Here is a 21,922-nt window from a genome sequence, read left to right on the forward strand (position 1 = left end):
TGTTACTAAAGATAGTGTTAGGATACGATGTTCGATAATATTTAGAAAACGCTGTTTCTTTAGCGATGAATCCTACACTAAGCGGTGTGCGATGATCCTATACTAACCCGCTACGGCGAGGCGACAATGAAGGTCAATCAGCCTATGACAGATGTTCCCTTCATAGAAATTGAAGATTTGTACTTCTCTCGGGGCGATCTCGATATTTTTCGGGGGATCAACATGACGATCCTGCGGGGGAAGGTGACGGCTATCATGGGGCCAAGTGGCACGGGTAAAACAACGCTGCTTAAGCTTATTGGCGGCCAGCTGACGCCAGACCGGGGTCGAATTTTGATTGATGGTCAGGATGTCCATCGTTTGTCACGCAAGGCCCTGTTCGCGCTGCGTAAACGGATGGGCATGCTATTTCAAAGTGGCGCGCTTTTTTCTGATCTTGATGTGTTTGAAAACGTTGCGTTTCCTCTGCGGGTTCATACGGACTTACCTGATGCGATGATTCGTGACCTTGTGCTGCTTAAGCTTCAGGCCGTTGGGCTTCGCGGTGCTCGTCAGCTAACGCCCGCAGAACTTTCGGGCGGTATGGCGCGTCGCGTGGCGCTGGCGCGGGCGGTGGCGCTAGACCCAGAGTTAATCCTCTATGACGAACCGTTTGTAGGACAAGACCCCATTTCCATGGGCGTTTTAGTGCAGCTAATCAAGCGGCTAAATCAGGCGTTAGCGCTCACGTCGGTGGTCGTTTCTCACGACATAAAAGAGACGCTGAGCATTGCCGATTACCTATACTTGATTGCCGATGGTCAGGTCGTTGCCCATGGCACCCCCAAAACGTTGGATACTAACCAGGATCCGCGAGTTAGTCAGTTTATTCACGGCGAACCCGATGGGCCTGTGCCGTTTCATTATCCCGCTGAGAGTTTCTATCGCGATATTCTTGGGCAAGCTTCGGTCACAAGGGCAGGATAAATGCAGTCAAAACTCAAGCAAGGCACCGCTCATATTGCCCGTTTAGGTCGTAAAGGGTGTGATGCTATGGAAGCGCTGGGCCGAGCAGGCGTTTTTCTAGCGCAGTCTGCTGTGGGCATCCCGTCCCGGGAGGGGTGGGGGTTATGGCTTAAGCAGGTGCATTTCGTCGGTGTTCTATCGCTTGCCATTGTGTTGGTGTCGGGCCTGTTTATCGGTATGGTGCTGGCGCTACAGGGCTATACCATCCTGGTCGATTTTGGGGCTGAGCAGGCGTTAGGGCAGATGGTGGCGCTTTCGCTATTACGTGAGTTAGCACCTGTAGTAGCTGCATTGCTATTTGCTGGGCGGGCTGGGTCTGCATTGACGGCTGAAATAGGGCTAATGAAAGCAACCGAGCAGTTGACCAGTATGGAGATGATAGGCGTCGATCCACTGCGCCGTGTAGTGGCGCCGCGACTCTGGGCGGGCTTTGTAGCGCTGCCCATTCTCACCGTTGGGTTTAGCGTGGTGGGAATTTGGGGTGGCTATCTGGTAGGGGTTGAATGGCTGGGCGTCTTTGAAGGCTCATACTGGGGCAATATGCAGGCCAGCGTGTCATTTATAAATGACATTGGTAACGGCATGATCAAAAGTATGGTTTTTGCCGTGGTCGTAACCTGGATTGCGGTGTTCCAAGGTTATGATCTTATACCTACTTCTGAAGGTATTTCCCGTGCCACTACGCGCACCGTTGTGTATTCATCGCTAGCCGTCTTGGGGCTTGATTTTGTACTAACCGCCGTCATGTTCGGCGGCCTTTAATGGGTGGAGCAGTTTCATGAAGCGCACTAAAACCATGGAGTTTGGCGTTGGCCTCTTTATGCTGGCAGGTATTTTGGGGCTTGTGTTTCTGGGCTTGCGAGTCAGCGGGCTTACGCTTTCAGCTCCTTCCGAGACATTTCGGCTTGAGGCCAACTTTTCCAACATAGGTGGCTTAAGGCCCCGTGCCCGCGTCACCATGGCGGGGGTAACCGTTGGACGGGTTGAGGCTATTGAGCTGGATACTGAGTGGTACGATGCCCGCGTTGTGTTAAGCCTAAATAGCGATTTGGAAGGCCAGCTATCCCGGGACACTACGGCAGCCATTCTAACCGCTGGCCTGCTAGGTGAGCAGTATATAGGGCTAAGTGTTGGGGGAGATCCTGATGTTTTGCAAGACGGTGACACTATCCGCGACACCCAGTCTGCATTGGTATTAGAAGAACTAATCCAGCAATTTATATCCAATATGGTTAGCAACTAACGGCTGAAGACGACCCGTTATACACAGCCTGGACATACGACACTTAGAATGACGAGGTGAAGAGATAATGCAATATATCGATAAAGTAACTGCTCGCTGGCTGTTTGCCGTTGTAATGACGATGGTCATGTTGTTGCCAATGAGTGCCCAGGCGCAGACCCAAACGCCTGAAGCGCTTATTCGTGAAAATGTCAGCGCTTTCATGGCTGAACTTGAAGGGAGAGAAGAGTACTTCGCGAATAATCTTGATGAGTTAAAAGCCTTAGTTAACGACAGCCTTGATGAAGTGGCAGACTTTCGCTACATCGGTGCCAGCGTAATGGGAGGCTATTTCCGCAATGCGACGCCAGAACAGCGTAGTCGATTCGCTAACGTCTTTCGTCAAACACTGATTGATACCTATACTCGCGGGTTAGTAACTTTTGATTACGATGAACTTCGTGTGCTGGATAACCAGCGTGGTCAGCGCCATGAAGACCAGGCTAGTGTCGATATGGAAGTTGTTGCTAATAATGGTCAGGTTTACCCGGTAAGCTACAGCCTGCGGCTTTCCGATGGTGAATGGCGTGTAGTGAACGTGATCGTTAACGGCATTAATCTGGGCTTAACGTTCCGTAATCAGTTTGATCAAGCCATGCGCGAAAATAATCGCGACTACGATGCGGTTATTCGCGGGTGGTCCCCTGAGATTGGGGTTGACGAGCTAGAGCAGGGGGGCGATGCGTGACGCTGCTACTGTCACAGCCCAGCGTTTCCCTTGAAGTACAGGGGCGAACGCTTAAGGTAAGTGGAGATGTAGATGTAAGCGCAGCGGCCGAGTTGGCCGCTGCGGGCGTGAAATGGCTGAAAGCCAGTGGCTTGGACGAAGCAGCTTTTGACTTTACCGCTGTTTCAATGGCCAGCAGCGTCGCTATCAGCGTTCTCTTTGAGTGGATGCGAACCTGTAGCCGTCAAAAAATTGCCATCGAATCCATTGTACTGTCGGCACCTCTGATGCGGCTCGCATCGTTAGCAGAGCTTGATGAACTGATTGCACACCCAAGTGCGGCGCTAAGCGCGTAGACCAACATCGCCAAGCGCGCTGCTTTTCTTTATCATGTTTGCCTATTTCAAACTATCCAAATGGCCCCCAAGGAGTTTCCTGTCCCATGCAACCCAATGAAGTAAAAGCACTGCTCGAATCCCGCATCGAAGGATGTGATTTTCATATCCAGGGTGAAGGCTGTAATTTTCAGGTGATTGCGGTTGGCGAAGCCTTTGAAGGTCTCTCTCCTGTTAAGCGTCAACAGCTTGTTTACGCAGCATTAAGCGATGAAATCGCTTCCGGCGCGCTTCATGCTATTAGCATCAAAACGTTTACTCCGGTGCAGTGGCAAACTGCCCCGGAGAACGCCCAATAACGGGCGCGCTCATGGATAAATTACTTATTACCGGAAACGGTTCGGTTGACGGTGAAGTGTGGGCAAGCGGTGCTAAAAACGCGGCATTACCAATTTTATGCGCTAGCTTGCTTGCTAATGGCCCCGTGGTCATTGGTAACTTGCCTCACCTTCAAGATATTACCACGACGCTAGAGCTGCTCGGGCGCATGGGCGTTGAGCCAGTAATGGGCGAGAAGCTCAGTATTCAGCTAGACGGCTCTCAAGTTACTCAGTGTCATGCGCCTTATGAGCTTGTTAAGAAAATGCGAGCGTCTATTTTGGTGCTGGGTCCATTGCTTGCGCATTTTGGTAAAGCAGATGTGTCACTGCCTGGCGGCTGTGCTATTGGTTCACGTCCGGTTGACCTGCATATCCGCGGTTTGGAAGCCATGGGCGCTGAGATTCATGTCGAAAGCGGCTACATTCGTGCCACTGTAGATGGCCGTTTAAAAGGTGCCACCATTTACTTCGACACAGTAACGGTAACCGGTACTGAAAATCTATTGATGGCCGCGACCCTTGCTGAGGGTAAAACCGTTCTAGAAAATGCGGCACGCGAACCTGAAATAGTGGATCTTGCCGAATGCTTGATCAAGATGGGCGCTAACATTCGCGGCCATGGCTCCGATACGATCGTCATTGAAGGTGTTGAGTCGCTGCATGGCTGCGAGCATGACGTAATGCCTGACCGTATCGAAACCGGCACCTTTTTAGTCGCGGCAGCGATGACGGGTGGCCGAGTTAAAGTAAAGCGTACCCGGGCGGATATTCTGGAAGCAGTGCTCGCCAAGCTCGAAGAGGCCGGTGCTGAAATAACCACGGGCGATGACTGGATTGCCTTGGATATGCATGGCAAACGTCCTAAGCCGGTCAATATTCGGACAGCGCCTTACCCAGCGTTTCCTACCGATATGCAGGCGCAGTTTGTGGCTATGAATGCGGTGGCTGAGGGGGACTCTCGGGTAGTGGAGACTATCTTCGAAAACCGCTTTATGCACGTGCAGGAGCTGAACCGCATGGGGGCTAATATTGTGCTGGAAGGTAATGCGGCCCTTATCAAAGGCGTCGATAAACTTTCAGGTGCCCCGGTAATGGCGACAGATCTCCGCGCCTCAGCATCGCTAGTAATTGCAGCTATGATGGCGGAAGGCGAAACGCTCGTTGACCGCATCTATCATATTGATCGTGGTTACGAGTGCATTGAAGAAAAATTACAGCTGCTGGGTGCGAAAATTCGCCGCATACCCGGCTAAGCCATGCTATTAACCATTGGCCGACACAATGAGCAAGCAACTAATCTTAGCCCTTTCAAAGGGGCGTATTCTGGACGAAACGCTGCCGCTCTTAGCGGATGCGGGCATTACTCCCGCAGAAGATTTAAGTAAAAGTCGTAAACTGTTGTTCGATACCAACCTGCCTGATGTGAAGCTTGTGGTAATTCGCGCAACGGATGTACCTACCTATGTTCAGCTTGGTGCGGCCGATTTAGGGATTGCAGGTAAGGACGTGCTGTTAGAGCACGGCGCAGAAGGGCTTTATGAGCCTCTGGATCTTGAGATTGCGCGGTGTAAGTTGATGACTGCTGGCGTCACGGGTCAGCCTCCAGCCCACGCCCGCCGCCGAGTAGCCACCAAGTTTGTTAACGTGGCGCGCCGTTACTACGCGCAGCAGGGGATACAGGCAGAAGTCATCAAACTTTATGGCGCGATGGAATTAGCCCCGTTAATGAACTTGGCCGATGAAATCGTCGATATTGTCGATACGGGAAATACCCTGCGTGCTAATGGTATGGAGCCCCGTGAATTGATTGCCCATATCAGCACGCGCCTGGTTGTTAATAAAGCGTCCATGACGATGAAGCATGACCGAATTAAGCCATTGCTGGCCCGTTTGGACAGTGCGGTTAAGCAGCGCCAGACGCAGTTGACTGAATGACGCGAGGTTCTCCATGAGCGATAAGTCCATAGCCACAGTAGCCCGCCTCTCAACGGCTGATACGGCATTCCATCAGCGCCTTGATGCCCTGTTGGACTGGGAGGGCGTGTCTGATAAAGCAGTGCAGGCACGGGTTGAGGAGATATTGGCCGATGTTAAACAGCGCGGTGACGCGGCTGTAATTGAGGCAACGAACCGTTTTGATCGGATGGATGTGCAGCATATCGATCAGCTCCGGCTTTCTGCTGAACAGCTAAAAGCAGCCTTTGATGGGCTACCCGATCATCAGCGTGACGCGCTAGCTGTCGCCGCTGAGCGAATCAAGCGCTATCACGAGCGCCAAAAGCCCAGCTCATGGCAGTATGAAGAGGCCGATGGCACTGTATTGGGTCAAAAAGTAACGCCCCTTGATCGTGCGGGTATTTATGTGCCTGGCGGTAAAGCGGCTTACCCTTCCTCAGTATTAATGAATGCTATTCCCGCTCATGTGGCGGGGGTGCGTGAAATTGTTATGGTAGTGCCAACTCCTGATGGCGTGTTGAATAATCTGGTGTTGGCCGCTGCTCACCTAGCGGGTGTAGATTACGTTTTCACTATTGGCGGGGCTCAGGCGGTGGCTGCCCTCGCTTATGGTACTCAAAGTGTTCCACGGGTTGATAAGATTGTGGGCCCTGGCAATATCTATGTTGCAACGGCCAAGCGGGCAGTCTTTGGTCAAGTAGGTATTGATATGATTGCGGGGCCGTCGGAAATTATGGTGGTTTCTGATGGCAAAACCGATCCTGAGTGGCTGGCGATGGACCTTTTCTCCCAAGCGGAGCACGATGAAGATGCTCAGTCGATACTGGTGAGTTGGGATGCCGACCATCTTGATGCCGTAGAAGCCGCTATCGAACGTCTCCTGCCCACGCTTGAAAGAGAGGATATCGTACGGGCGTCGCTAAGCCGCCGTGGCGCGTTGGTTCTTTGCCAAGACCAAGCCGAAGCAGTTGAGATGATTAACCGTATCGCGCCGGAACACCTTGAGCTGTCAGTGGCATCACCGGAAGCTTGGCTTGATGATATTCGTCATGCAGGGGCAATTTTCATGGGACGCTATACCGCAGAAGCCCTGGGCGATTACTGTGCTGGCCCTAATCACGTGTTGCCTACCTCTGGCACCGCGCGGTTTTCATCGCCACTGGGTGTTTACGATTTTCAGAAGCGCTCATCCATTATTCACTGTTCTGCCGAGGGAGCATCGGAGCTAGGTAAGGTGGCATCGGTGTTGGCAAGGGGTGAGTCACTGACCGCTCATGCGCGGTCAGCGGAGTATCGTATTCTAGAGTGATCGGCTTTAACGCCAGAGCTGGCTCAAGAGCCGCTCTGGCGCTCGCTTAGCGTTGCATTATCGGGTGCCGGGCGCTCGCCTACTTCCAGTGTCATTTCCATACGCTCACCGCTGCGGACGATAGTCAGTGGTAACGAGGTTCCGGGCGGGATGGAAGCAATATCACTCATTGTTGCTCGTGCATCGAGTATCGCCTGACCATCAATCGACAGCAGTACGTCCCCAGGCTGTAAGCCGGCTTTTGCTGCCGGCCCTTCACTCACCACCCCAGCTACGATTACCCCCTGCGGCGTACGCAGGCCAAATGATGCCGCAAGCTCCCGGGAGAGTGCTTGTGCCTCAATGCCCAGCCAGCCGCGAATAACACGTCCTTGCGTTACCAGTTCATTGAGAATGCTGTGGGCTAGGTTGGCTGGGATGGCAAAGCCTATTCCCTGTGACCCACCGGAGCGTGAAAAGATAGCGGTATTAATACCTACCAAAGCGCCATCAGGGTTTACTAATGCGCCGCCAGAGTTGCCGGGGTTGATGGCTGCATCGGTTTGAATAAAATCTTCGTAGGCATTTAGTCCAAGATGGCTTCGTCCAGTGGCACTAATAATGCCCATCGTAACGGTTTGGCCGACGCCAAAGGGGTTGCCGATGGCTAGCGCGACATCACCCACGGCGACATCTTCAGAGTTGGTCAGCTCAATAACAGGCAAGTTGTCGAGGTTAATACGCAGCACCGCCAGATCGCTCTCTGGATCAGTGCCGACGACTTCAGCCAGTGTTTCGCGGCCATCGCGTAGGGCAACTTGAATTTGGTCGGCACCATTAATGACGTGGTGGTTGGTCAGTACATAGCCATCTTGACTCACGATGACGCCAGAGCCAAGACTGGACAGCATACGCTGGTGAGTCGTTGCGTCGTCTCCACTGAAAAACTGTTGAAAAAAGGGGTCCGACATTAGCGGGTGCTGGTCACGCTCCACTATACGTGATGAATAGATGTTAACAACCGCAGGGGCGGCTTGATTCACGGCGTGGGAGTAGCTGGCTGGCCCCTGGTTGCGAGTCAGTGGTTCGGCCTGCCGTATTTCTGGAGGCGGCCGATTTGCTGGCTGTTCGCTACTGGTGGAAACCAGCGAAGGCTGCGTCTCAACAGAGGCGGGCGGTGACTGCCGAAAAGGATTGGGCAGTTTTTCAGGAAAGGCAAACAGCAAAAGAGCAGCAAGTAGTAGCCCGGTTATAATTGGCCATAAGTAGGGCAGCACAAAACGGTGCATGCGTAAATTCCTCAGCGGGTGGCAGTCTTAACGGTCGCGAGGTTCGCGTAAGCGCGAAGCGAGTTTTACAATGCGCGTATGGTAACACTTTATTGCTTAGTTCCTTAGCGCACCTAATAAATCAGTCAAGGAGTCAGCGTGATCCATCGCGACCAACTAGTAGCAGCGTGCGACCATCAGTTGCGGGCTTCACAATTTAAAGATTATACCGTTAATGGTCTTCAGGTTCAGGGGCGGGAAACGATTAAACGTGTGATGTCGGGGGTTACTGCCTGCCAATCACTTTTGGATGAGGCGGTGGCTTGGCAAGCTGACTTAGTATTGGTGCACCATGGCTACTTTTGGAAGAATGAGCCAGTTGCTATTACAGGCATGAAACAGAGGCGAATTAAAACGCTGTTAGAGAATGAGATTAATCTATTAGCGTACCACCTGCCGCTTGATGCCCATGCAGAGCTTGGAAATAATGCAGAATTAGCCAAGCGTTTAGGTTGGAAAGTGGAGGGGTGCCTGGACGGTGAGCTAGGAGAGGGCTTGTTATGGTCGGGTCGGGTGGCTGAGCCTCAATCCCTCAGCGAGTTGGCGCAGCAAATAGCTGGCGTGCTAGGGCGTACGCCGTTAGTTGTTGAAGCGCCGGGAGTGGGTCACGTGGATAAGATCGCATGGTGTACAGGTGGCGCGCAGGACATGATTTCCGCTGCCTGCGAAGCGGGTGCGCATGTATTTATTTCAGGGGAAATATCAGAGCGCACGACTCACCTGGCTCGGGAAATGGGTATTCACTACATTGCCGCGGGGCACCATGCTACCGAACGATATGGAGTGCAAGCGTTAGGCGAGTGGTTGGCAGGTGAGTATGGTGTGGAGCATCGCTTTGTGGATATTGATAATCCGGCATAGCAAGCTGTTTTGGGGCGTTTGGTTTTTGGGGGGGGCTAACATGAAAGCGGCGGTATCAGTAAGCTGATACCGCCGCTAATGAGTGGAAGTGTGTTTTGTAAATTATGCTTCAGTGACTAGTAGCGAGGCGGCTGTGGCGGTGTAAGGTCCTGTTCGTTAGTGCTCTCTTTTAGGCCAAAGTCTTCAGACAAGGTGCCACTTTTGCCATCCGCGTAGTCTCTAGGCATGTCGAGGGTTTCATCAATGCCTGAGAGGCTCTGAATTGGCGTACCTGTTTCCAATGTTTTGGCGGCTGCTTTTTCTAACTTCCATTGCGTGGCCTCGTCTTCAAGCTGCTGTTCTAACAGGTCGGCTTCGGCGCGAATGTTTTCAAGTCGCTTGCGAACGTCCAGGCTCAGTCCGCCCATGGCTTTTTTAAGTTCGGCTATGTGGTGTTCACGCTCTAGTAGCGTTTGCTGAAGCATTGAGGTTTGGCGTTGGCCTTTGCTAAACAGGCGATAGCACACCATGCCGATAATAAAACCGATGATGATGCCAGTAATCGCAAAGGTAAATGGCGAGCTTGCTTCCACGATGTTCTCCCTGAAAGTTGAGTTGCACCACCAAAGGCATGTGCCGATGGTGCACCAACGAAACAAAGCCCATTATAGGCGTCTGCGTGGCGGTTAGGTCAATCTGCTCATGCGCTTAGCGATCGAGCAGCGTATAATTAGCCTCTTTTCGTAGGGTAGGGCATGGGCTTCGCGTGAGGTGCATGGGCTACGCTAAGCGCTGAGGGAGGCGAATCAGATGCCATCATCATCTGCACAGCAGGTATCAGGTCAGGCTCAGCGGCAAACGCCGATGGAGCGTTATCGCGCTGATTTAGTGCGCGACGACTTCCAATACGATCCAGCACAAGAGGCTGCCGTTAAGCACCTGCAAAGGCTTTACGATGAGCTGGTAGCGGCGCCCGCCGTCGCACCCAAAGCGATGGTAGCCAATAAAGGCTTTAAGGCCAAAATGGCTGGGTTGATGGGTAAGAAAAGCTCACCTAGCGAGCCGGTATTGCCGGCGGTGAGGGGGATCTATTTTTGGGGGGGAGTAGGGCGTGGAAAAACCTATTTAGTTGATACGTTTTATGAAGCGCTGCCTTTCCCCGATAAAATGCGCACTCACTTTCACCGTTTTATGCAACGGGTGCACAACGAGCTCACCCATTATAAAGGGGAAAAAAATCCTCTAACGCTAATAGCGGGTAAATTTGCTACCGAGGCTCGGGTTATATGCTTTGATGAGTTTTTCGTCAAAGATATTACCGACGCCATGATTTTGGCCACTTTGCTTGAAGCGTTGTTTGAGCGCGGCGTTGTGCTAGTTGCCACTTCTAATATCGTACCGGACGAGCTCTATAAAGATGGCTTGCAACGCGCGCGTTTTATCCCTGCCATTGAGCTTGTGAACCGGCACTGCGATGTCGTCAATGTGGATTCAGGGGTGGATTATCGTTTGCGAGCACTTGAGCGTGCTGAAATTTTTCATGCGCCCCTTGATGCTGCGGCAGAGCAGGAGCTATCGCGCAGCTTTCGTGAGATTTCAGGGCATGTTGGTGAAGAGGGCGCGCCATTAGAAGTCAATCACCGTGTTCTGAAAACGCGCCGATTGCATGATGATGTGGCATGGTTTGAATTTGCTGAGCTTTGCGACGGCCCGCGCAGTCAAAACGACTATATTGAGCTGGCTCGTGAGTTTCATACGGTTTTAGTGTCCAACGTGATTCAGATGAATGCCAAAACCGATGATCAGGCGCGCCGCTTCATTAATATGGTTGATGAGTTTTACGACCGAGGCGTCAAGCTTTTGATGTCGGCGGAAGTACCTGTGGAACTGTTATATACTGATGGAAAATTAACCTTTGAATTTCAGCGTACGCTTTCACGCCTTCAGGAAATGCAGTCCCACGAATATCTCGCCTTGGCTCACAAGCCCTAAAAGATTAATGGTGTCAGGGTGTGTCGATATTGGTTTAAGCACTGCCTAGTGATGCAGGGCGTCGTTACTGAGTAACGAGAAAAGTCCGATAAAAGTAGCGGTGGTACTTAACTTGGCGGAAGCCATGTTGTAGAATGCCGCCTCGCTACATGTTGCCAGCGTTAGTTGGCAACCAAAAAAAATAGGGATGGTGCACCACCGCCTAGCGGTGTTTGTCACCCAACACACTTAATCTGGTGATTTCATCCATGAAGACGTTCAGTGCTAAGCCGCAGTCCGTCCAGCGCGACTGGTATGTTGTCGACGCTACGGACAAAACGCTCGGTCGTCTGGCAACCGAGATTGCTCGCCGCTTGCGTGGTAAGCATAAGCCCGAATTTACCCCTCACGTTGATACTGGCGACTATATCGTTGTTATCAATGCCGAGAAAGTCCAAGTGACCGGCAACAAGGCGAAGGCTAAAACCTACTACCGCCACACTGGTTACCCGGGCGGTCTGCGTTCCATGACGTTTGACAAAATGCTTGATCATGCGCCTGAGCGTATCATTGAGTTTGCTGTTAAAGGCATGTTACCGAAAGGCCCGTTAGGTCGTGCCACGTACTCCAAGTTAAAAGTGTACGCCGGTCCCGAGCATCCGCATGCTGCCCAACAGCCGCTTGAACTGAACATCTGAGGAAATCTTCGCCATGACACAGCAGTATTACGGTACCGGGCGCCGCAAGACTTCCACCGCTCGCGTGTTTATGAAGCCGGGCTCTGGCAAAATTACTGTCAACAGCCAGGATCTCGATCTATATTTTGGTCGCGTTACAGGTCGCATGGTTGTTCGCCAGCCGCTTGAGCTGACCGAGACACTCAACCAGTTTGACATTGTTGTCACGGTTGCAGGTGGCGGTAACTCCTCGCAAGCGGGTGCTATCCGTCACGGTATTACCCGTGCACTGATGAACTACAATGAAGACCTGCGTCCTTCGTTGCGTGCCGCTGGCTACGTAACCCGTGACGCGCGTCAAGTTGAGCGTAAGAAAGTCGGCCTGCGTAAAGCACGTCGTCGTCCGCAGTTCTCTAAGCGTTAATTTTACGCTATGCGGCAAAAACGCCCAGGTCGTCGACCTGGGCGTTTTTTATTGAAAAAACATAATATTAGAAAGCTCCTACCACCATGGTCACGGGTGGTTGTTCTTGTGTCTAGCGCTTTGTTTTTTTAACATAGAGCGTATTTGATATTCGTCGTCGCAAGACGCCTTTGCGACGGAACGGGTAAGCTGATGGGAGAAACCAGAAATGGCAGATAACGGCGTAAACAAAGGTCGGCGCCGTTTCCTCGTGGGTGCCACCTCCGTTGTTGGGGCGGTGGGCGCTGTCGGGGTTGCGGTACCCTTTGTGGCTTCATGGCAGCCTAGTGCCAGAGCGTTGGCGGCCGGTGCGCCGGTTCGAGCTAATTTTTCTAAGCTCGAACCGGGGCAGCGTGTCACCATCGAATGGCGTGGGCGTCCGGTGTGGATCATTAATCGAACGCCTGAAATGAATGAGCGTACAGAAAGCTTGGATCCAGGTCGTCTTGCCGACCCAGATTCCAGTGAGCAGCAACAGCCTAGTTATATTACGGGCCCGCTGCGCTCTATACGTCCTGAGGTGGGGGTAATGGTAGGTGTCTGTACTCACCTAGGCTGTTCTCCACTATATCGTCCGGAGCCTGAGGCAGCGGTAACGGATAACTGGCCGGGTGGTTTCTTCTGTCCATGCCATGGATCCTATTTTGATCTGGCTGGTCGTGTATTCCGTAACGTACCTGCGCCTACCAACCTTGAGGTGCCGCCCTATCGTTTTGAGGGCGAGGACATCATAGTGGGTGAAGATGAGGAGGCTGCCTAATGGGTAATCCAAATAAAGCCAAAGCTGAAAGTGGCATCATGCGTTGGATTGATGACCGCTTCCCAGCGACTCAGATGATGCAGGAGCACTTGACGCAGTATTACGCCCCGAAGAACTTCAACTTCTTCTATATTTTTGGCGTATTAGCGCTTTTGGTCTTGGTGAATCAGATCTTGACGGGCGTATGGCTTACCATGAGCTATAACCCGTCTGCCGAGGGCGCCTTCAGCTCTGTTGAATACATCATGCGCGATGTGGAGTATGGCTGGCTCATCCGCTACATGCACTCAACCGGTGCCTCTGCCTTCTTTGTCGTCATTTATCTGCATATGTTCCGTGCTTTACTGTACGGATCCTACAAAGCACCACGTGAATTGGTGTGGATCTTTGGTATGGCCATCTATCTTCTGCTCATGGCAGAAGCGTTTATGGGCTACCTGCTGCCGTGGGGTCAGATGTCTTACTGGGGTGCACAGGTTATTATTTCCCTGTTTGCCACTATCCCTGGTATCGGCCCTGAGCTTGCCCAGTGGATTCGCGGTGACTTCCTGATCTCGGGTATTACGCTTAACCGCTTCTTTGCGCTGCACGTAGTCGCATTGCCCATTGTTATTCTGGCGCTGGTTGTGCTGCACATCATTGCGTTGCACGAAGTGGGCTCGAACAATCCTGATGGCGTTGATATAAAAGCCAAAAAAGATGAGTCGGGTAAACCGCTGGATGGTATTCCTTTCCACCCCTACTATACGGTGAAGGATCTTGTCGGCATTGCGGTGTTCTTGTTTGTGTTTGCTGTGGTGTTGTTCTACTTCCCTGAGGGGGGTGGTTACTTCCTAGAGCGGCCTAACTTTGAGCCTGCCAACCCGATGGTAACGCCTGACCACATTGCACCTGTATGGTATTTCACGCCGTTCTACGCCATCTTGCGTGCTATTACCTTTGACTTCCTGGGTCTGCGTGCCGAGTTCTTAGGTGTATTAGCAATGGGTGGTGCGATTGCTATTCTGTTTGTGCTGCCTTGGCTTGATCGAAGCCCGGTTAGGTCTATGCGTTATAAGGGCTGGTTATCACGTATCGCCATTACCGTTTTTGCCATCAGCTTCGTGATTTTAGGGGTTCTAGGCGCGATTCCTGCAACGCCGATGCGTACCTTGGTTGCACAGATCTGTACGGTGCTCTACTTCGCCTTCTTCATTCTGATGCCGATTTACACCAGCATGGAGAAAACTAAACCCGTTCCAGAAAGGGTGACTGGCTAATGAAAAAGCAACTATTCGTACTGCTCTTCGCGTTGTTGCCTTTTACGGTCATGGCAGCGCCGCTTCCGGAGCAGCCCTTCTCTATGACGCCTGATCTGCATGATAAAGAGTCACTCCAGCGTGGGATGCAGATGTATGTGAACTACTGCATGGGCTGTCACTCGCTTGAGCATCAGCGTTTCTCTCGTGCGGCTGCAGATCTTGATATGCCTCAAGAGCTGGTAGAAGAGAATCTGATTTTCTCCAGCGGTTTGGCCTTCAATGATCAGATGCATATCGCTATGCAGTCGGGTGAATCCGAGGGCTGGTTTGGCGTTGCGCCGCCAGACCTTACGCTGTTTAACCGTCTGCGGGGTTCAGACTATATCTACTCCTATTTGCTGACCTTCTATCGTGATCCTGGTCAGCCGCTGGGTGTTAATAATATGGTGCTTGAAGCGTCAGCGATGCCAAACGTGCTGGAGCCGCTGCAGGGCGTGCAGGAGATGGTTTGCTCTGAAACGGATCAGCCCGTACGCGGTCAGTCGCCAGATCCTTTGTCAGGTAAATATCAGTCCTGTGATGTGCTACAGGTGACTCAGCCAGGCTCCATGGAACCTGCTGAGTTTGAGGAAGCGGTTTACGATCTAACCAACTTCCTTGCCTATGTGGGTGAGCCTTCTAAGCTGAAAGCTCAGGCGCTGGCACCTAAAGTCCTTATCTTTATCTTTATCTTTGGTGTGATTGCTTACCTGCTCAAGCGTGAGTATTGGCGAGATGTCCACTAATCAGTAGCGTTAAGATAGGCAGGCAGGCGCACGGCAAAAGCCGTGCGCCTTTTGTTTGTCTGTTCAATCGTTATACGCAGCAGGCTATCTTCCCCTAAGGTAGGGCTGGCGTGTTATTATTCTAGATTGTTTTGATGCGAGGATGCTTTCATGGGTGTTGTGGCCAAGCGGTCGTCAATGATCTTTTACTCAGGTAGTGATGATCATTTCAGTCATCGTGTACGCATTGTTCTGGCTGAAAAGGGGGTAGCTGTCGATATCGTTGAAGTTATTGATGGGCAGTCACCCGAAGAGTTAGCAGACCTCAACCCGTACAACAGTGTGCCTACACTGTTAGATCGTGACTTGGTGCTGTACGAATCTAAAGTCATGATGGAGTACTTGGATGAGCGCTTTCCACATCCTCCTCTGCTGCCTGTCTATCCGGTGGCGCGTGCTCAAAGTCGCCTCTGGATGCATCGTATTGAGCGTGAGTGGTGCCCGATGCTGGAGCAGATTCGTAGTGGTGGGAAAAAAGAGGCTGATAAAGCACGTAAAGAACTCCGCGAAAGCCTGATTGGTATATCGCCGATTTTTGAAGATATGCCCTTCTTTATGAGCGAAGAGTTTACCTTGGTAGACTGCTGCCTTGCGCCCATTTTGTGGCGTTTGCCAGAGCTGAATATTGAGCTACCTGAAAAGCAGGTGAAGCCACTTTTAAGCTATATGTCGCGAGTGTTTGAGCGTGAAGCGTTTAAGGCCTCTTTAAATGAGCGTGAAAAAGAGATGCGCGCTTGAATTCATATAACCCCTCCGCTTAGCTAGTGGTGGGGGCTACTTGTTAGGAGGTGGGAGTCTTATGAAATCGAGCCGTCCCTATCTCGCCCGTGCCCTTTATGAGTGGTTGCTGGATAATGAGCTGACGCCTTATTTTGTTGTTGATGCAACACAGCCGGGAGTCGAAGTTCCGCGGCAGTTTGTGCAAAATGGCCAAATAGTACTCAATGCAGCGCCAACGGCGGTGCGTGACCTATTTATGGAAAACCAAGCGATTGGTTTTAACGCGCGTTTTGGCGGTCAGCCGATGCAGGTAATGATTCCTACACCTGCGCTAATTGCCATTTATGCACGTGAAAATGGCGCAGGCATGGTGTTTGGACATGAACCTGAGTTAGGCTCATCGGAATTCGATGATATCGATCTTGAGAATGCTGAACTTGATGGCGGAGCATCGGGCGAGAGCGCTAAAACTACTAAGCCTGAGCTCACTGTCACCGAATCTTTTTCTGATAAAGAGGACGGCAAGTCGGCTTCAAAGAAAGAGAAGCCTAAGAAAAAGCCTACTCTGCGAGTGGTGAAGTAGCGCCCTGACTTAGCTGGCTGTCTGCAAAGAGTGGTTATGGCTAATAAAAAAGCCTCACACGGGTTAACCGTGTGAGGCTTTTTTGGCAATGCCGATAGCCTGTATCAATCAATATAATCGAATACTTTGACGATTCGCTGAATTCCGCCCACTGAGGAGGCTGCATTTACAATACGGTCAGCTTCTTCACGAGACACCATACCCATTAAGTAAACGCTGGCGTTTTCTGTGGTCACTTTCAATTTAGAAGAGTCGATGCGATCGTTAGTCGCTAGATGGCTGATAACATTCGTTGTTAACCAAGTATCAGTTAAGCGCTGACTGGCGGGAAGGCGTGCCGCAATGGCAAGCTCGTTGTGAACCTCATTGACGCCCCTAAGTGAGCTGACAACGTTACCTGCCTTTGAGCGAAGTTCCTCGCTAGGTACTTGGCCAACCAGCAGTAAAGAGCCGTTATAGCTGTGCGCGCGGATACGGGCATCGCCAAGCCGGGCGTCAGCGCGCGCAAGCGCACGTTCGGCTTCGCGCTCAATGGTCGCGTCTACCGCTTCAACATCATTGCTGCGTTGGCCGTAGTTGGCAGGGTTTGACGCTGCGTTGTTGGCGCAGCCGCTGAGTACTACAGCGCTGCACAGGGCAGCCAAAATAAGTTTTCGAGAAGAGAAACCCAGGGCCATGGCGGTGATTCCTATAAAAAGAGGTAAGTAGGCATGTGTAGCTGCTTAGGCAGCGCCACCAAACAACTGTTCATCAATTAAATCACATAAACAGTGAATGACGAGCAAATGGACTTCTTGGATGCGGGCCGTCGAGGTGGCGGGAACGCGGATTTCACAATCATCTTGACCTAAAAGTGATGCCATATTGCCACCGTCGCGTCCTGTAAGTGCTACAACGGTCATGTCTCGGTCGTGGGCAGCCTGAATTGCCTGTACCACATTGGCTGAGTTGCCGCTGGTTGAGATGGCTAGCAGCACATCACCAGGCTGGCCAAGGGCTCTGATCTGTTTTGAAAATACCTCGTTATAGCTGTAATCGTTAGCAATAGAGGTAAGTGTTGAGGTGTCCGTCGTTAGGGCTAGGGCCGGAAGGCTAGGGCGCTCACGTTCGAAGCGGTTAAGTAGTTCGGAGGAGAAGTGCTGGCTATCTCCCGCACTCCCGCCATTGCCGCATGCAAGGATTTTTCCTTCGTTGACCAAGCACTGCACCATCATTTGACTGGCGACCTCGATGAAAGGCGGCAGCACTTCACTGGCGTAAGTCTTAGTATCAATGCTGGCATTGAAATGGTCGAGTATGCGTGATTGAAAGTCCATTAGGGCTTCCTAGTTAAAAGAGTCAGTAAGCGTCGAAGGCTGCTTTTTCCCAGTGAAACTCAAGAGAGGGTGGCGTGCCAACAATCGCTAGAATATCAAAGCGGCAAGGGCTGGAAACAGCGTATCGAGCAATATATAAACTGGCTGCGCGGATCAGTCGCTGCCGCTTTTGTGCATTAACTGTTTCTAAGGGGTGGCCGTAGCGGGTTGTGGTTCGGTGTTTAACTTCAACGAAGACTAGAGTGTCTTGATCCATCATCACCAGATCCAGTTCGCCACCCTTAACATGATGGTTACTGGCAACCAGTATTAAGCCATGTTGTTGCAGCCATTGAGCAGCAAGTTGCTCAATGGCTGCGCCGCGGAATCGGGCTGTGCGAGCGTTATTCGTCATTTCCTATCAGGCCAGGAATCAAAATCGGCGAAGGAGTGCCGTTCTGGAACTTCGCCCAGGGTAGTTCGCGGTATATGCGGCCATCATCGGCGAGGCGGAGCGTGCCAGTGCTTCCACTCAGCCCCTCAAGGGATGAAAGATCCGATAAGCGTGTGGCAAGTTCAAGGGCATCAACGCCCATCGCCATTAGGCGAAACGAAGAAGCATCGGTTTCATCGCGAAGACGCTGATAGGTGCTGTAGAAGGGTAAGACTTCCTCGCCGCCAACGGCTGCGTCAGGAATTTGCCAAGGAATATCCATAAACATCACATCGTTAAGGTCTTGATCCAGGCGTATTTGCCGACGTCCTTCATGCAGGTGCGATGTTGCATAAATAGGTAGGTTTGGCGCGTAGTAGTAATCCATCGTGGGAGGTACTTGCCGTGCGTAATCAGGTAGTGCTAATAAAAACAGTGCATCAATGTTGCTAAGGCGTGCCCGCTCACCACTCACATTAAGTGCGGTTTGGACAGCGTTAGAAACAGAGCTGCTGGGGTTGTAACGTACTGCGTTAGTGACTTCGCCCCCTTGGCGGTGGTATTCGTTCCAAAAGGCTTCCCCTACACGTCGACCCCAGTCATTGTCTGGCACCATAACGGACATTTGGCGGTGGCCGTCTTGATAGGCACGTCGAGCGGCTTGGCGTGCTTCATCTTCAGCGGATAAACCGTATTGGAGCAGGCGGCTGGCACGGTTGCGATCGCTATTGCCATAGTTCAGCGCTAGGGTGGGCATTGGTACGCTGTCGCGCTGCTCAAGCTGTGTAACCTGGCCTTTGTCGAGCGGGCCAATAACCAGTTGTGCATTCATCTGCGCGGCACGGTTGTAAATCTCGTCCAGCGAGTATTGGGAGGTATCTAGAAAGCTAAGCTGTACGCCGTTACCACGAATCTCGTTATGGTTACGCATGGCGGTGGCGATCGTGGAGGCAACGCTGCTTAGTGGGCCAGATTCCGGCAGCGCGACGAGAATACGCTGAATGTTGGCACCTTCAAGCTCGGGTATTGAAACAGTCGAAACGCCCGGTTGATCAAGTGCTTCTCGTGCCCATTGCTGGCGTTCAGCCAGTGTTTCTTGCTGATTGGCCTGCATCGGCAGCTCATCATCAAGCACCTGCGTTGCACGTAGCACTGCGCGAGGGTTGTCTAAGCCGCGGGCAAGTTCAGAGTAAAGCATTGCCCAGCGAACCCTATCTGTATCAGAAAGCAGGCTTTCATCAATTGAATCTGCCGCCTCAAACGCGTTTTCGCGTTGTCCCTGCTGGGCAAGTATGTTTGCTGCTTCTAAACGTGTTTGTGCCGCTTGTTCAGGAGCTTGCTGTTCAGCTTGGCTAAGTAAGCGGTTAGCATCCTGGTCGGGTACTCGATCTACCACGCTGGGGGGCTGCATGGCACACCCTGTGATGAGAAGTGCCATGAAGGCAGTGGCGAGTAAGCCACGTAATGACTGTTTCATGTATCCTTCCTTAGTTTCCATTTGCGCTGTCGCCGCTCAGCAAGCTGGTGAATAGGCCATTGCATCAGCATAGCGCGTCGCCAGGGCAAGCCATTAACAAATCGGGAGTCACGATGACACACCAAGATCCGGGTACATTGTACGTGGTTGCTACCCCAATTGGGAATTTGGAAGACTTAACGCCACGAGCTGCCCGGGTATTAGCGCAGGTATCGCGGGTTGCTGCCGAGGACACGCGGCATAGCGGGCGTCTGCTAGCCCATCTTGGGGTCAATAAACCAATGCTGTCACTGCATGATCATAATGAAGCGCGGCGAGTAGATACGCTGGATGCCTTTCTTCAGGCAGGCGAGGATATTGCGCTGATCAGTGATGCAGGTACGCCGTTAATTAGCGACCCGGGCTTTGTGTTGGTAAGAGAGCTGCGCGCACGAGGGCGCAAAATAGTGCCGTTGCCTGGTGCGTGTGCCCTGGTTGCCGCTCTATCGGGAGCGGGCTTACCCACTGATCGGTTTACGTTTGGTGGTTTTTTGCCCGCTAAACCAGGAGCGCGCCGTCAGGCATTAGAGCAGTGGGAGGCGCGGGAAGAGACGCTGGTGTTTTATGAGTCGCCTCACCGCATCTTGCACACACTAGAGGCGTTGCGAGAGCAAATGCCTGCGCGAAACGTCGTGCTGGCCAGGGAGCTAACCAAAACATTTGAAACATTTCTGCACGGCTCACCTGAAGAGTTGATTCAATGTTTGACGGACGACCCCAATCAGGCAAGGGGAGAGTTTGTGGTGATTATCTCCGGAGCACCGGCGGTGGCGCTGGGTGATCATCAAGCAATTCATGCAGATGAGTTGCTCAAATCACTGTTGGCGGAAGGGGTGGGAGTTAAGCAGGGAGCGGCGGTTGCAGCCAGAATGTTAGGTGGGCGTAAGCAAGAGTGGTATGCCAGATTACAAGCAATTAAAGGTGAGCATTGAGGCAAACGCATGGCGCTGGTATGCTTGCCGCCGGAGTTGGCCAGACAGTCGCCGCTAATGTTCCCGTAAGGGCCGCTAGGGGAGGAAAGTCCGGGCTCCATAGGGCAGAGTGCCAGGTAACGCCTGGGCGGTGTAAGCCGACGGAAAGTGCAGCAGAGAGTAGACCGCCTAAGCTCCTGAAATAAACCTCAGGGGCCGGTAAGGGTGAAAGGGTGCGGTAAGAGCGCACCGCGCGCCTGGCAACAGCGCGTGGCATGGTAAACCCCACTCGGAGCAAGACCAAATAGGGACCCAATGGCGTGGCCCGCGCTGGGTCCGGGTAGGTTGCTTGAGCGCTGCGGTGACGTAGCGCCTAGAGGAATGACTGTCCACGACAGAACCCGGCTTATCGGCCGACTCCCCATTTCCATTAAAGGGTGTGCTCAGTACACCCTCCTAAATTTTGTGTGAGAGTAACATGCCTTCTCCTGACGCTGACCAGGTCGCTCCTAGCTTTCGCCATACCAGCGTGTTGTTAGAAGGGGCGGTTGATGCGCTAGTTCACGACCCCGACGGTATCTATATAGACGGCACTTTTGGTCGCGGTGGGCACTCTCGCGTTATTCTTTCGCGGTTAAGCGAGCAGGGGCGCTTAATGGCCATGGATCGTGATCCCCAGGCCATTGCTGCTGCCGCTGAAATTGACGATTCCCGCTTTCAAATTACCCAGCGTGAGTTTTCGCGTTTAGCTGAGTTTGCCCAAGAACAAGGGCTTCACGGCAAGTTGTCGGGCGTACTGCTGGATGTGGGGGTCTCATCGCCGCAACTGGATGATCCGGAACGGGGTTTCAGCTTTATGCGCAACGGCCCGCTGGATATGCGCATGGATCCTACCAAAGGGCAGAGTGCCGCTGAGTTTTTAGCCCGTGCCCGCGAAGCCGATATAGCCCATGTCTTTAAAACATTTGGCGAAGAGCGCTACGCCAAACGTTTAGCCCGTGCGGTGGTTACGCGGCGGAGCGAAACGCCGTTTACTCACACCGTGGATTTAGCTGAGGTGCTTAAAACCGCCCACCCAGCCTGGGAAAAGGGCCGGCATCCTGCGACGAAAGCGTTTCAAGGTCTGCGTATTTATTTAAACGGCGAGTTGGAACAGCTTGACGCGGCGCTTGACGCGGCGCTTGAAGCGCTAGCCCCCGGCGGGCACTTAGTCGTGATTAGCTTTCACTCGTTAGAAGATCGTCGGGTTAAGCGGTTTATTCGCCACCACGTGCGGGGAGATACCCATTTGCCGCGAGGAGTCCCCATCCGCGATGACCAGTTAAATCGCCGTCTTGAGGCGCTAGGCAAAGGCGTAAGGCCAAGTGATGCTGAGTTAGATGCCAATCCTCGAGCACGTAGCGCTGTGATGCGAGCCGCCCGCAAACGGATGTGATCACGGATGTAT

At 52.4% G+C, this 21,922-nt stretch carries 26 protein-coding genes and 1 other RNA gene; 21 read left to right on the plus strand and 6 right to left on the minus strand.

Features of this window, described 5'->3' with window-relative positions; all coding sequences use genetic code 11:
* The first annotated feature begins 144 nt into the window (after positions 1 to 144).
* From MOY_RS11920 to hisD, 9 genes are all read left to right on the plus strand, one after another.
* The gene (locus MOY_RS11920) at positions 145 to 966 is read left to right on the plus strand and encodes an ATP-binding cassette domain-containing protein (RefSeq protein WP_035540681.1); all 822 of its coding nucleotides are present in this window, start codon (positions 145 to 147) and stop codon (positions 964 to 966) included.
* Positions 967 to 1,767, plus strand: coding sequence for a lipid asymmetry maintenance ABC transporter permease subunit MlaE (gene mlaE / locus MOY_RS11925; RefSeq protein WP_009100015.1), 801 nt, complete (start codon positions 967 to 969; stop codon positions 1,765 to 1,767).
* A gap of 16 nt (positions 1,768 to 1,783) precedes the next feature.
* Positions 1,784 to 2,248, plus strand: coding sequence for an outer membrane lipid asymmetry maintenance protein MlaD (gene mlaD / locus MOY_RS11930; protein WP_009100017.1), 465 nt, complete (start codon positions 1,784 to 1,786; stop codon positions 2,246 to 2,248).
* A gap of 67 nt (positions 2,249 to 2,315) precedes the next feature.
* Complete coding sequence (locus tag MOY_RS11935) at positions 2,316 to 2,975, plus strand: MlaC/ttg2D family ABC transporter substrate-binding protein (RefSeq protein WP_009100019.1); 660 nt, start codon at positions 2,316 to 2,318, stop codon at positions 2,973 to 2,975.
* Positions 2,972 to 3,310, plus strand: a complete 339-nt coding sequence (locus MOY_RS11940; RefSeq protein WP_009100021.1) for an STAS domain-containing protein — start codon at positions 2,972 to 2,974, stop codon at positions 3,308 to 3,310. The genes MOY_RS11935 and MOY_RS11940 overlap by 4 nt, the downstream gene beginning before the upstream one ends.
* An 86-nt stretch (positions 3,311 to 3,396) precedes the next feature.
* Positions 3,397 to 3,648 (plus strand): BolA family protein, encoded by a 252-nt coding sequence (locus MOY_RS11945; protein WP_009100024.1) that lies wholly within the window; start codon positions 3,397 to 3,399, stop codon positions 3,646 to 3,648.
* Between the two features lie 11 nt (positions 3,649 to 3,659).
* On the plus strand, positions 3,660 to 4,922 hold the full coding sequence (gene murA, locus MOY_RS11950; RefSeq protein ID WP_009100026.1) for a UDP-N-acetylglucosamine 1-carboxyvinyltransferase: 1,263 nt from the start codon (positions 3,660 to 3,662) through the stop codon (positions 4,920 to 4,922).
* A 28-nt stretch (positions 4,923 to 4,950) separates the two neighbouring features.
* Positions 4,951 to 5,604, plus strand: a complete 654-nt coding sequence (gene hisG / locus MOY_RS11955; RefSeq protein ID WP_009100028.1) for an ATP phosphoribosyltransferase — start codon at positions 4,951 to 4,953, stop codon at positions 5,602 to 5,604.
* Positions 5,605 to 5,617: 13 nt separating this feature from the next.
* Entirely contained in the window at positions 5,618 to 6,934 is a 1,317-nt protein-coding gene (gene hisD, locus MOY_RS11960) for a histidinol dehydrogenase (RefSeq protein WP_009100031.1), read from the plus strand.
* A gap of 23 nt (positions 6,935 to 6,957) precedes the next feature.
* Here hisD and MOY_RS11965 read toward each other — a convergent pair whose 3' ends face one another.
* Positions 6,958 to 8,202 carry a Do family serine endopeptidase gene (locus tag MOY_RS11965; RefSeq protein WP_009100033.1) on the minus strand — a complete coding sequence of 415 codons (1,245 nt, stop codon included), beginning with the start codon at positions 8,200 to 8,202 and terminating at the stop codon, positions 6,958 to 6,960.
* Between the two features lie 138 nt (positions 8,203 to 8,340).
* On the opposite strand from MOY_RS11965, the gene MOY_RS11970 reads away from it, so the two are divergent.
* Positions 8,341 to 9,102 carry a Nif3-like dinuclear metal center hexameric protein gene (locus tag MOY_RS11970; protein ID WP_009100035.1) on the plus strand — a complete coding sequence of 254 codons (762 nt, stop codon included), beginning with the start codon at positions 8,341 to 8,343 and terminating at the stop codon, positions 9,100 to 9,102.
* A 116-nt stretch (positions 9,103 to 9,218) separates the two neighbouring features.
* On the opposite strand, the gene MOY_RS11975 is transcribed toward MOY_RS11970, so the two are convergent.
* Positions 9,219 to 9,674: a ZapG family protein gene (locus MOY_RS11975; protein ID WP_009100037.1), complete on the minus strand. Its 456-nt coding sequence runs from the start codon at positions 9,672 to 9,674 to the stop codon at positions 9,219 to 9,221.
* A gap of 217 nt (positions 9,675 to 9,891) precedes the next feature.
* On the opposite strand from MOY_RS11975, the gene zapE reads away from it, so the two are divergent.
* The 8 genes from zapE to MOY_RS12015 all read left to right on the plus strand — a co-directional run bounded on the left by zapE (position 9,892) and on the right by MOY_RS12015 (position 16,320).
* Positions 9,892 to 11,073 (plus strand): cell division protein ZapE, encoded by a 1,182-nt coding sequence (gene zapE, locus MOY_RS11980; RefSeq protein WP_009100039.1) that lies wholly within the window; start codon positions 9,892 to 9,894, stop codon positions 11,071 to 11,073.
* Between the two features lie 248 nt (positions 11,074 to 11,321).
* A complete protein-coding gene (gene rplM, locus MOY_RS11985; RefSeq protein WP_009100042.1) occupies positions 11,322 to 11,750 on the plus strand; it encodes a 50S ribosomal protein L13 in 429 nt (142 codons plus the stop codon).
* 13 nt (positions 11,751 to 11,763) lie between these two features.
* A complete protein-coding gene (rpsI, locus tag MOY_RS11990) occupies positions 11,764 to 12,153 on the plus strand; it encodes a 30S ribosomal protein S9 (RefSeq protein ID WP_009100044.1) in 390 nt (129 codons plus the stop codon).
* Between the two features lie 208 nt (positions 12,154 to 12,361).
* Positions 12,362 to 12,952 (plus strand): ubiquinol-cytochrome c reductase iron-sulfur subunit, encoded by a 591-nt coding sequence (gene petA, locus MOY_RS11995; protein WP_009100046.1) that lies wholly within the window; start codon positions 12,362 to 12,364, stop codon positions 12,950 to 12,952.
* Complete coding sequence (locus tag MOY_RS12000) at positions 12,952 to 14,211, plus strand: cytochrome b (protein ID WP_009100048.1); 1,260 nt, start codon at positions 12,952 to 12,954, stop codon at positions 14,209 to 14,211. The genes petA and MOY_RS12000 overlap by 1 nt, the downstream gene beginning before the upstream one ends.
* A complete protein-coding gene (locus tag MOY_RS12005; RefSeq protein WP_009100050.1) occupies positions 14,211 to 14,978 on the plus strand; it encodes a cytochrome c1 in 768 nt (255 codons plus the stop codon). Before MOY_RS12000 ends, MOY_RS12005 begins: the two co-directional genes overlap by 1 nt.
* A 150-nt stretch (positions 14,979 to 15,128) precedes the next feature.
* Positions 15,129 to 15,755, plus strand: coding sequence for a stringent starvation protein SspA (gene sspA / locus MOY_RS12010; RefSeq protein ID WP_009100052.1), 627 nt, complete (start codon positions 15,129 to 15,131; stop codon positions 15,753 to 15,755).
* Between the two features lie 61 nt (positions 15,756 to 15,816).
* The gene (locus tag MOY_RS12015) at positions 15,817 to 16,320 is read left to right on the plus strand and encodes a ClpXP protease specificity-enhancing factor (protein ID WP_009100055.1); all 504 of its coding nucleotides are present in this window, start codon (positions 15,817 to 15,819) and stop codon (positions 16,318 to 16,320) included.
* 104 nt (positions 16,321 to 16,424) lie between these two features.
* Here MOY_RS12015 and MOY_RS12020 read toward each other — a convergent pair whose 3' ends face one another.
* Genes MOY_RS12020 through MOY_RS12035 form a run of 4 tightly spaced genes read right to left on the minus strand, consistent with a single transcriptional unit; the run spans position 16,425 to position 19,525 of the window.
* Positions 16,425 to 16,997, minus strand: a complete 573-nt coding sequence (locus MOY_RS12020; RefSeq protein ID WP_009100057.1) for a BON domain-containing protein — start codon at positions 16,995 to 16,997, stop codon at positions 16,425 to 16,427.
* A 45-nt stretch (positions 16,998 to 17,042) separates the two neighbouring features.
* Positions 17,043 to 17,636, minus strand: coding sequence for a phosphoheptose isomerase (locus MOY_RS12025; protein ID WP_009100058.1), 594 nt, complete (start codon positions 17,634 to 17,636; stop codon positions 17,043 to 17,045).
* Between the two features lie 22 nt (positions 17,637 to 17,658).
* The gene (locus MOY_RS12030; protein ID WP_009100060.1) at positions 17,659 to 18,030 is read right to left on the minus strand and encodes a YraN family protein; all 372 of its coding nucleotides are present in this window, start codon (positions 18,028 to 18,030) and stop codon (positions 17,659 to 17,661) included.
* Positions 18,020 to 19,525 carry a penicillin-binding protein activator gene (locus MOY_RS12035; protein WP_009100062.1) on the minus strand — a complete coding sequence of 502 codons (1,506 nt, stop codon included), beginning with the start codon at positions 19,523 to 19,525 and terminating at the stop codon, positions 18,020 to 18,022. Before MOY_RS12035 ends, MOY_RS12030 begins: the two co-directional genes overlap by 11 nt.
* A 113-nt stretch (positions 19,526 to 19,638) precedes the next feature.
* Here MOY_RS12035 and rsmI point away from each other — a divergent pair, with 113 nt between their 5' ends.
* The 3 genes from rsmI to rsmH all read left to right on the plus strand — a co-directional run bounded on the left by rsmI (position 19,639) and on the right by rsmH (position 21,910).
* Positions 19,639 to 20,496 (plus strand): 16S rRNA (cytidine(1402)-2'-O)-methyltransferase, encoded by an 858-nt coding sequence (gene rsmI, locus MOY_RS12040; RefSeq protein WP_009100064.1) that lies wholly within the window; start codon positions 19,639 to 19,641, stop codon positions 20,494 to 20,496.
* Between the two features lie 32 nt (positions 20,497 to 20,528).
* Positions 20,529 to 20,900: RNase P RNA component class A (gene rnpB / locus MOY_RS16770), an RNA gene on the plus strand.
* A 53-nt stretch (positions 20,901 to 20,953) separates the two neighbouring features.
* Positions 20,954 to 21,910 carry a 16S rRNA (cytosine(1402)-N(4))-methyltransferase RsmH gene (gene rsmH, locus MOY_RS12045; RefSeq protein WP_009100066.1) on the plus strand — a complete coding sequence of 319 codons (957 nt, stop codon included), beginning with the start codon at positions 20,954 to 20,956 and terminating at the stop codon, positions 21,908 to 21,910.
* The last annotated feature ends 12 nt before the right edge of the window (positions 21,911 to 21,922 follow it).

It is taken from the genome of Halomonas sp. GFAJ-1 (assembly GCF_000236625.2).
In the GTDB taxonomy this organism is placed as follows: Bacteria; Pseudomonadota; Gammaproteobacteria; order Pseudomonadales; family Halomonadaceae; genus Vreelandella.

Bases quoted from the DNA above. Each gene is read 5' to 3' on its own strand.
- MOY_RS11920 (WP_035540681.1), top strand. From the start codon at position 145: ATGACAGATGTTCCCTTCATAGAAATTGAAGATTTGTACTTCTCTCGG.
- mlaE (WP_009100015.1), top strand. From the start codon at position 967: ATGCAGTCAAAACTCAAGCAAGGCACCGCTCATATTGCCCGTTTAGGT.
- mlaD (WP_009100017.1), top strand. From the start codon at position 1,784: ATGAAGCGCACTAAAACCATGGAGTTTGGCGTTGGCCTCTTTATGCTG.
- MOY_RS11935 (WP_009100019.1), top strand. From the start codon at position 2,316: ATGCAATATATCGATAAAGTAACTGCTCGCTGGCTGTTTGCCGTTGTA.
- MOY_RS11945 (WP_009100024.1), top strand. From the start codon at position 3,397: ATGCAACCCAATGAAGTAAAAGCACTGCTCGAATCCCGCATCGAAGGA.
- murA (WP_009100026.1), top strand. From the start codon at position 3,660: ATGGATAAATTACTTATTACCGGAAACGGTTCGGTTGACGGTGAAGTG.
- hisG (WP_009100028.1), top strand. From the start codon at position 4,951: ATGAGCAAGCAACTAATCTTAGCCCTTTCAAAGGGGCGTATTCTGGAC.
- hisD (WP_009100031.1), top strand. From the start codon at position 5,618: ATGAGCGATAAGTCCATAGCCACAGTAGCCCGCCTCTCAACGGCTGAT.
- MOY_RS11965 (WP_009100033.1), bottom strand. From the start codon at position 8,202: ATGCACCGTTTTGTGCTGCCCTACTTATGGCCAATTATAACCGGGCTA.
- zapE (WP_009100039.1), top strand. From the start codon at position 9,892: ATGCCATCATCATCTGCACAGCAGGTATCAGGTCAGGCTCAGCGGCAA.
- rplM (WP_009100042.1), top strand. From the start codon at position 11,322: ATGAAGACGTTCAGTGCTAAGCCGCAGTCCGTCCAGCGCGACTGGTAT.
- rpsI (WP_009100044.1), top strand. From the start codon at position 11,764: ATGACACAGCAGTATTACGGTACCGGGCGCCGCAAGACTTCCACCGCT.
- petA (WP_009100046.1), top strand. From the start codon at position 12,362: ATGGCAGATAACGGCGTAAACAAAGGTCGGCGCCGTTTCCTCGTGGGT.
- MOY_RS12000 (WP_009100048.1), top strand. From the start codon at position 12,952: ATGGGTAATCCAAATAAAGCCAAAGCTGAAAGTGGCATCATGCGTTGG.
- MOY_RS12005 (WP_009100050.1), top strand. From the start codon at position 14,211: ATGAAAAAGCAACTATTCGTACTGCTCTTCGCGTTGTTGCCTTTTACG.
- sspA (WP_009100052.1), top strand. From the start codon at position 15,129: ATGGGTGTTGTGGCCAAGCGGTCGTCAATGATCTTTTACTCAGGTAGT.
- MOY_RS12015 (WP_009100055.1), top strand. From the start codon at position 15,817: ATGAAATCGAGCCGTCCCTATCTCGCCCGTGCCCTTTATGAGTGGTTG.
- MOY_RS12020 (WP_009100057.1), bottom strand. From the start codon at position 16,997: ATGGCCCTGGGTTTCTCTTCTCGAAAACTTATTTTGGCTGCCCTGTGC.
- MOY_RS12025 (WP_009100058.1), bottom strand. From the start codon at position 17,636: ATGGACTTTCAATCACGCATACTCGACCATTTCAATGCCAGCATTGAT.
- MOY_RS12030 (WP_009100060.1), bottom strand. From the start codon at position 18,030: ATGACGAATAACGCTCGCACAGCCCGATTCCGCGGCGCAGCCATTGAG.
- MOY_RS12035 (WP_009100062.1), bottom strand. From the start codon at position 19,525: ATGAAACAGTCATTACGTGGCTTACTCGCCACTGCCTTCATGGCACTT.
- rsmI (WP_009100064.1), top strand. From the start codon at position 19,639: ATGACACACCAAGATCCGGGTACATTGTACGTGGTTGCTACCCCAATT.
- rsmH (WP_009100066.1), top strand. From the start codon at position 20,954: ATGCCTTCTCCTGACGCTGACCAGGTCGCTCCTAGCTTTCGCCATACC.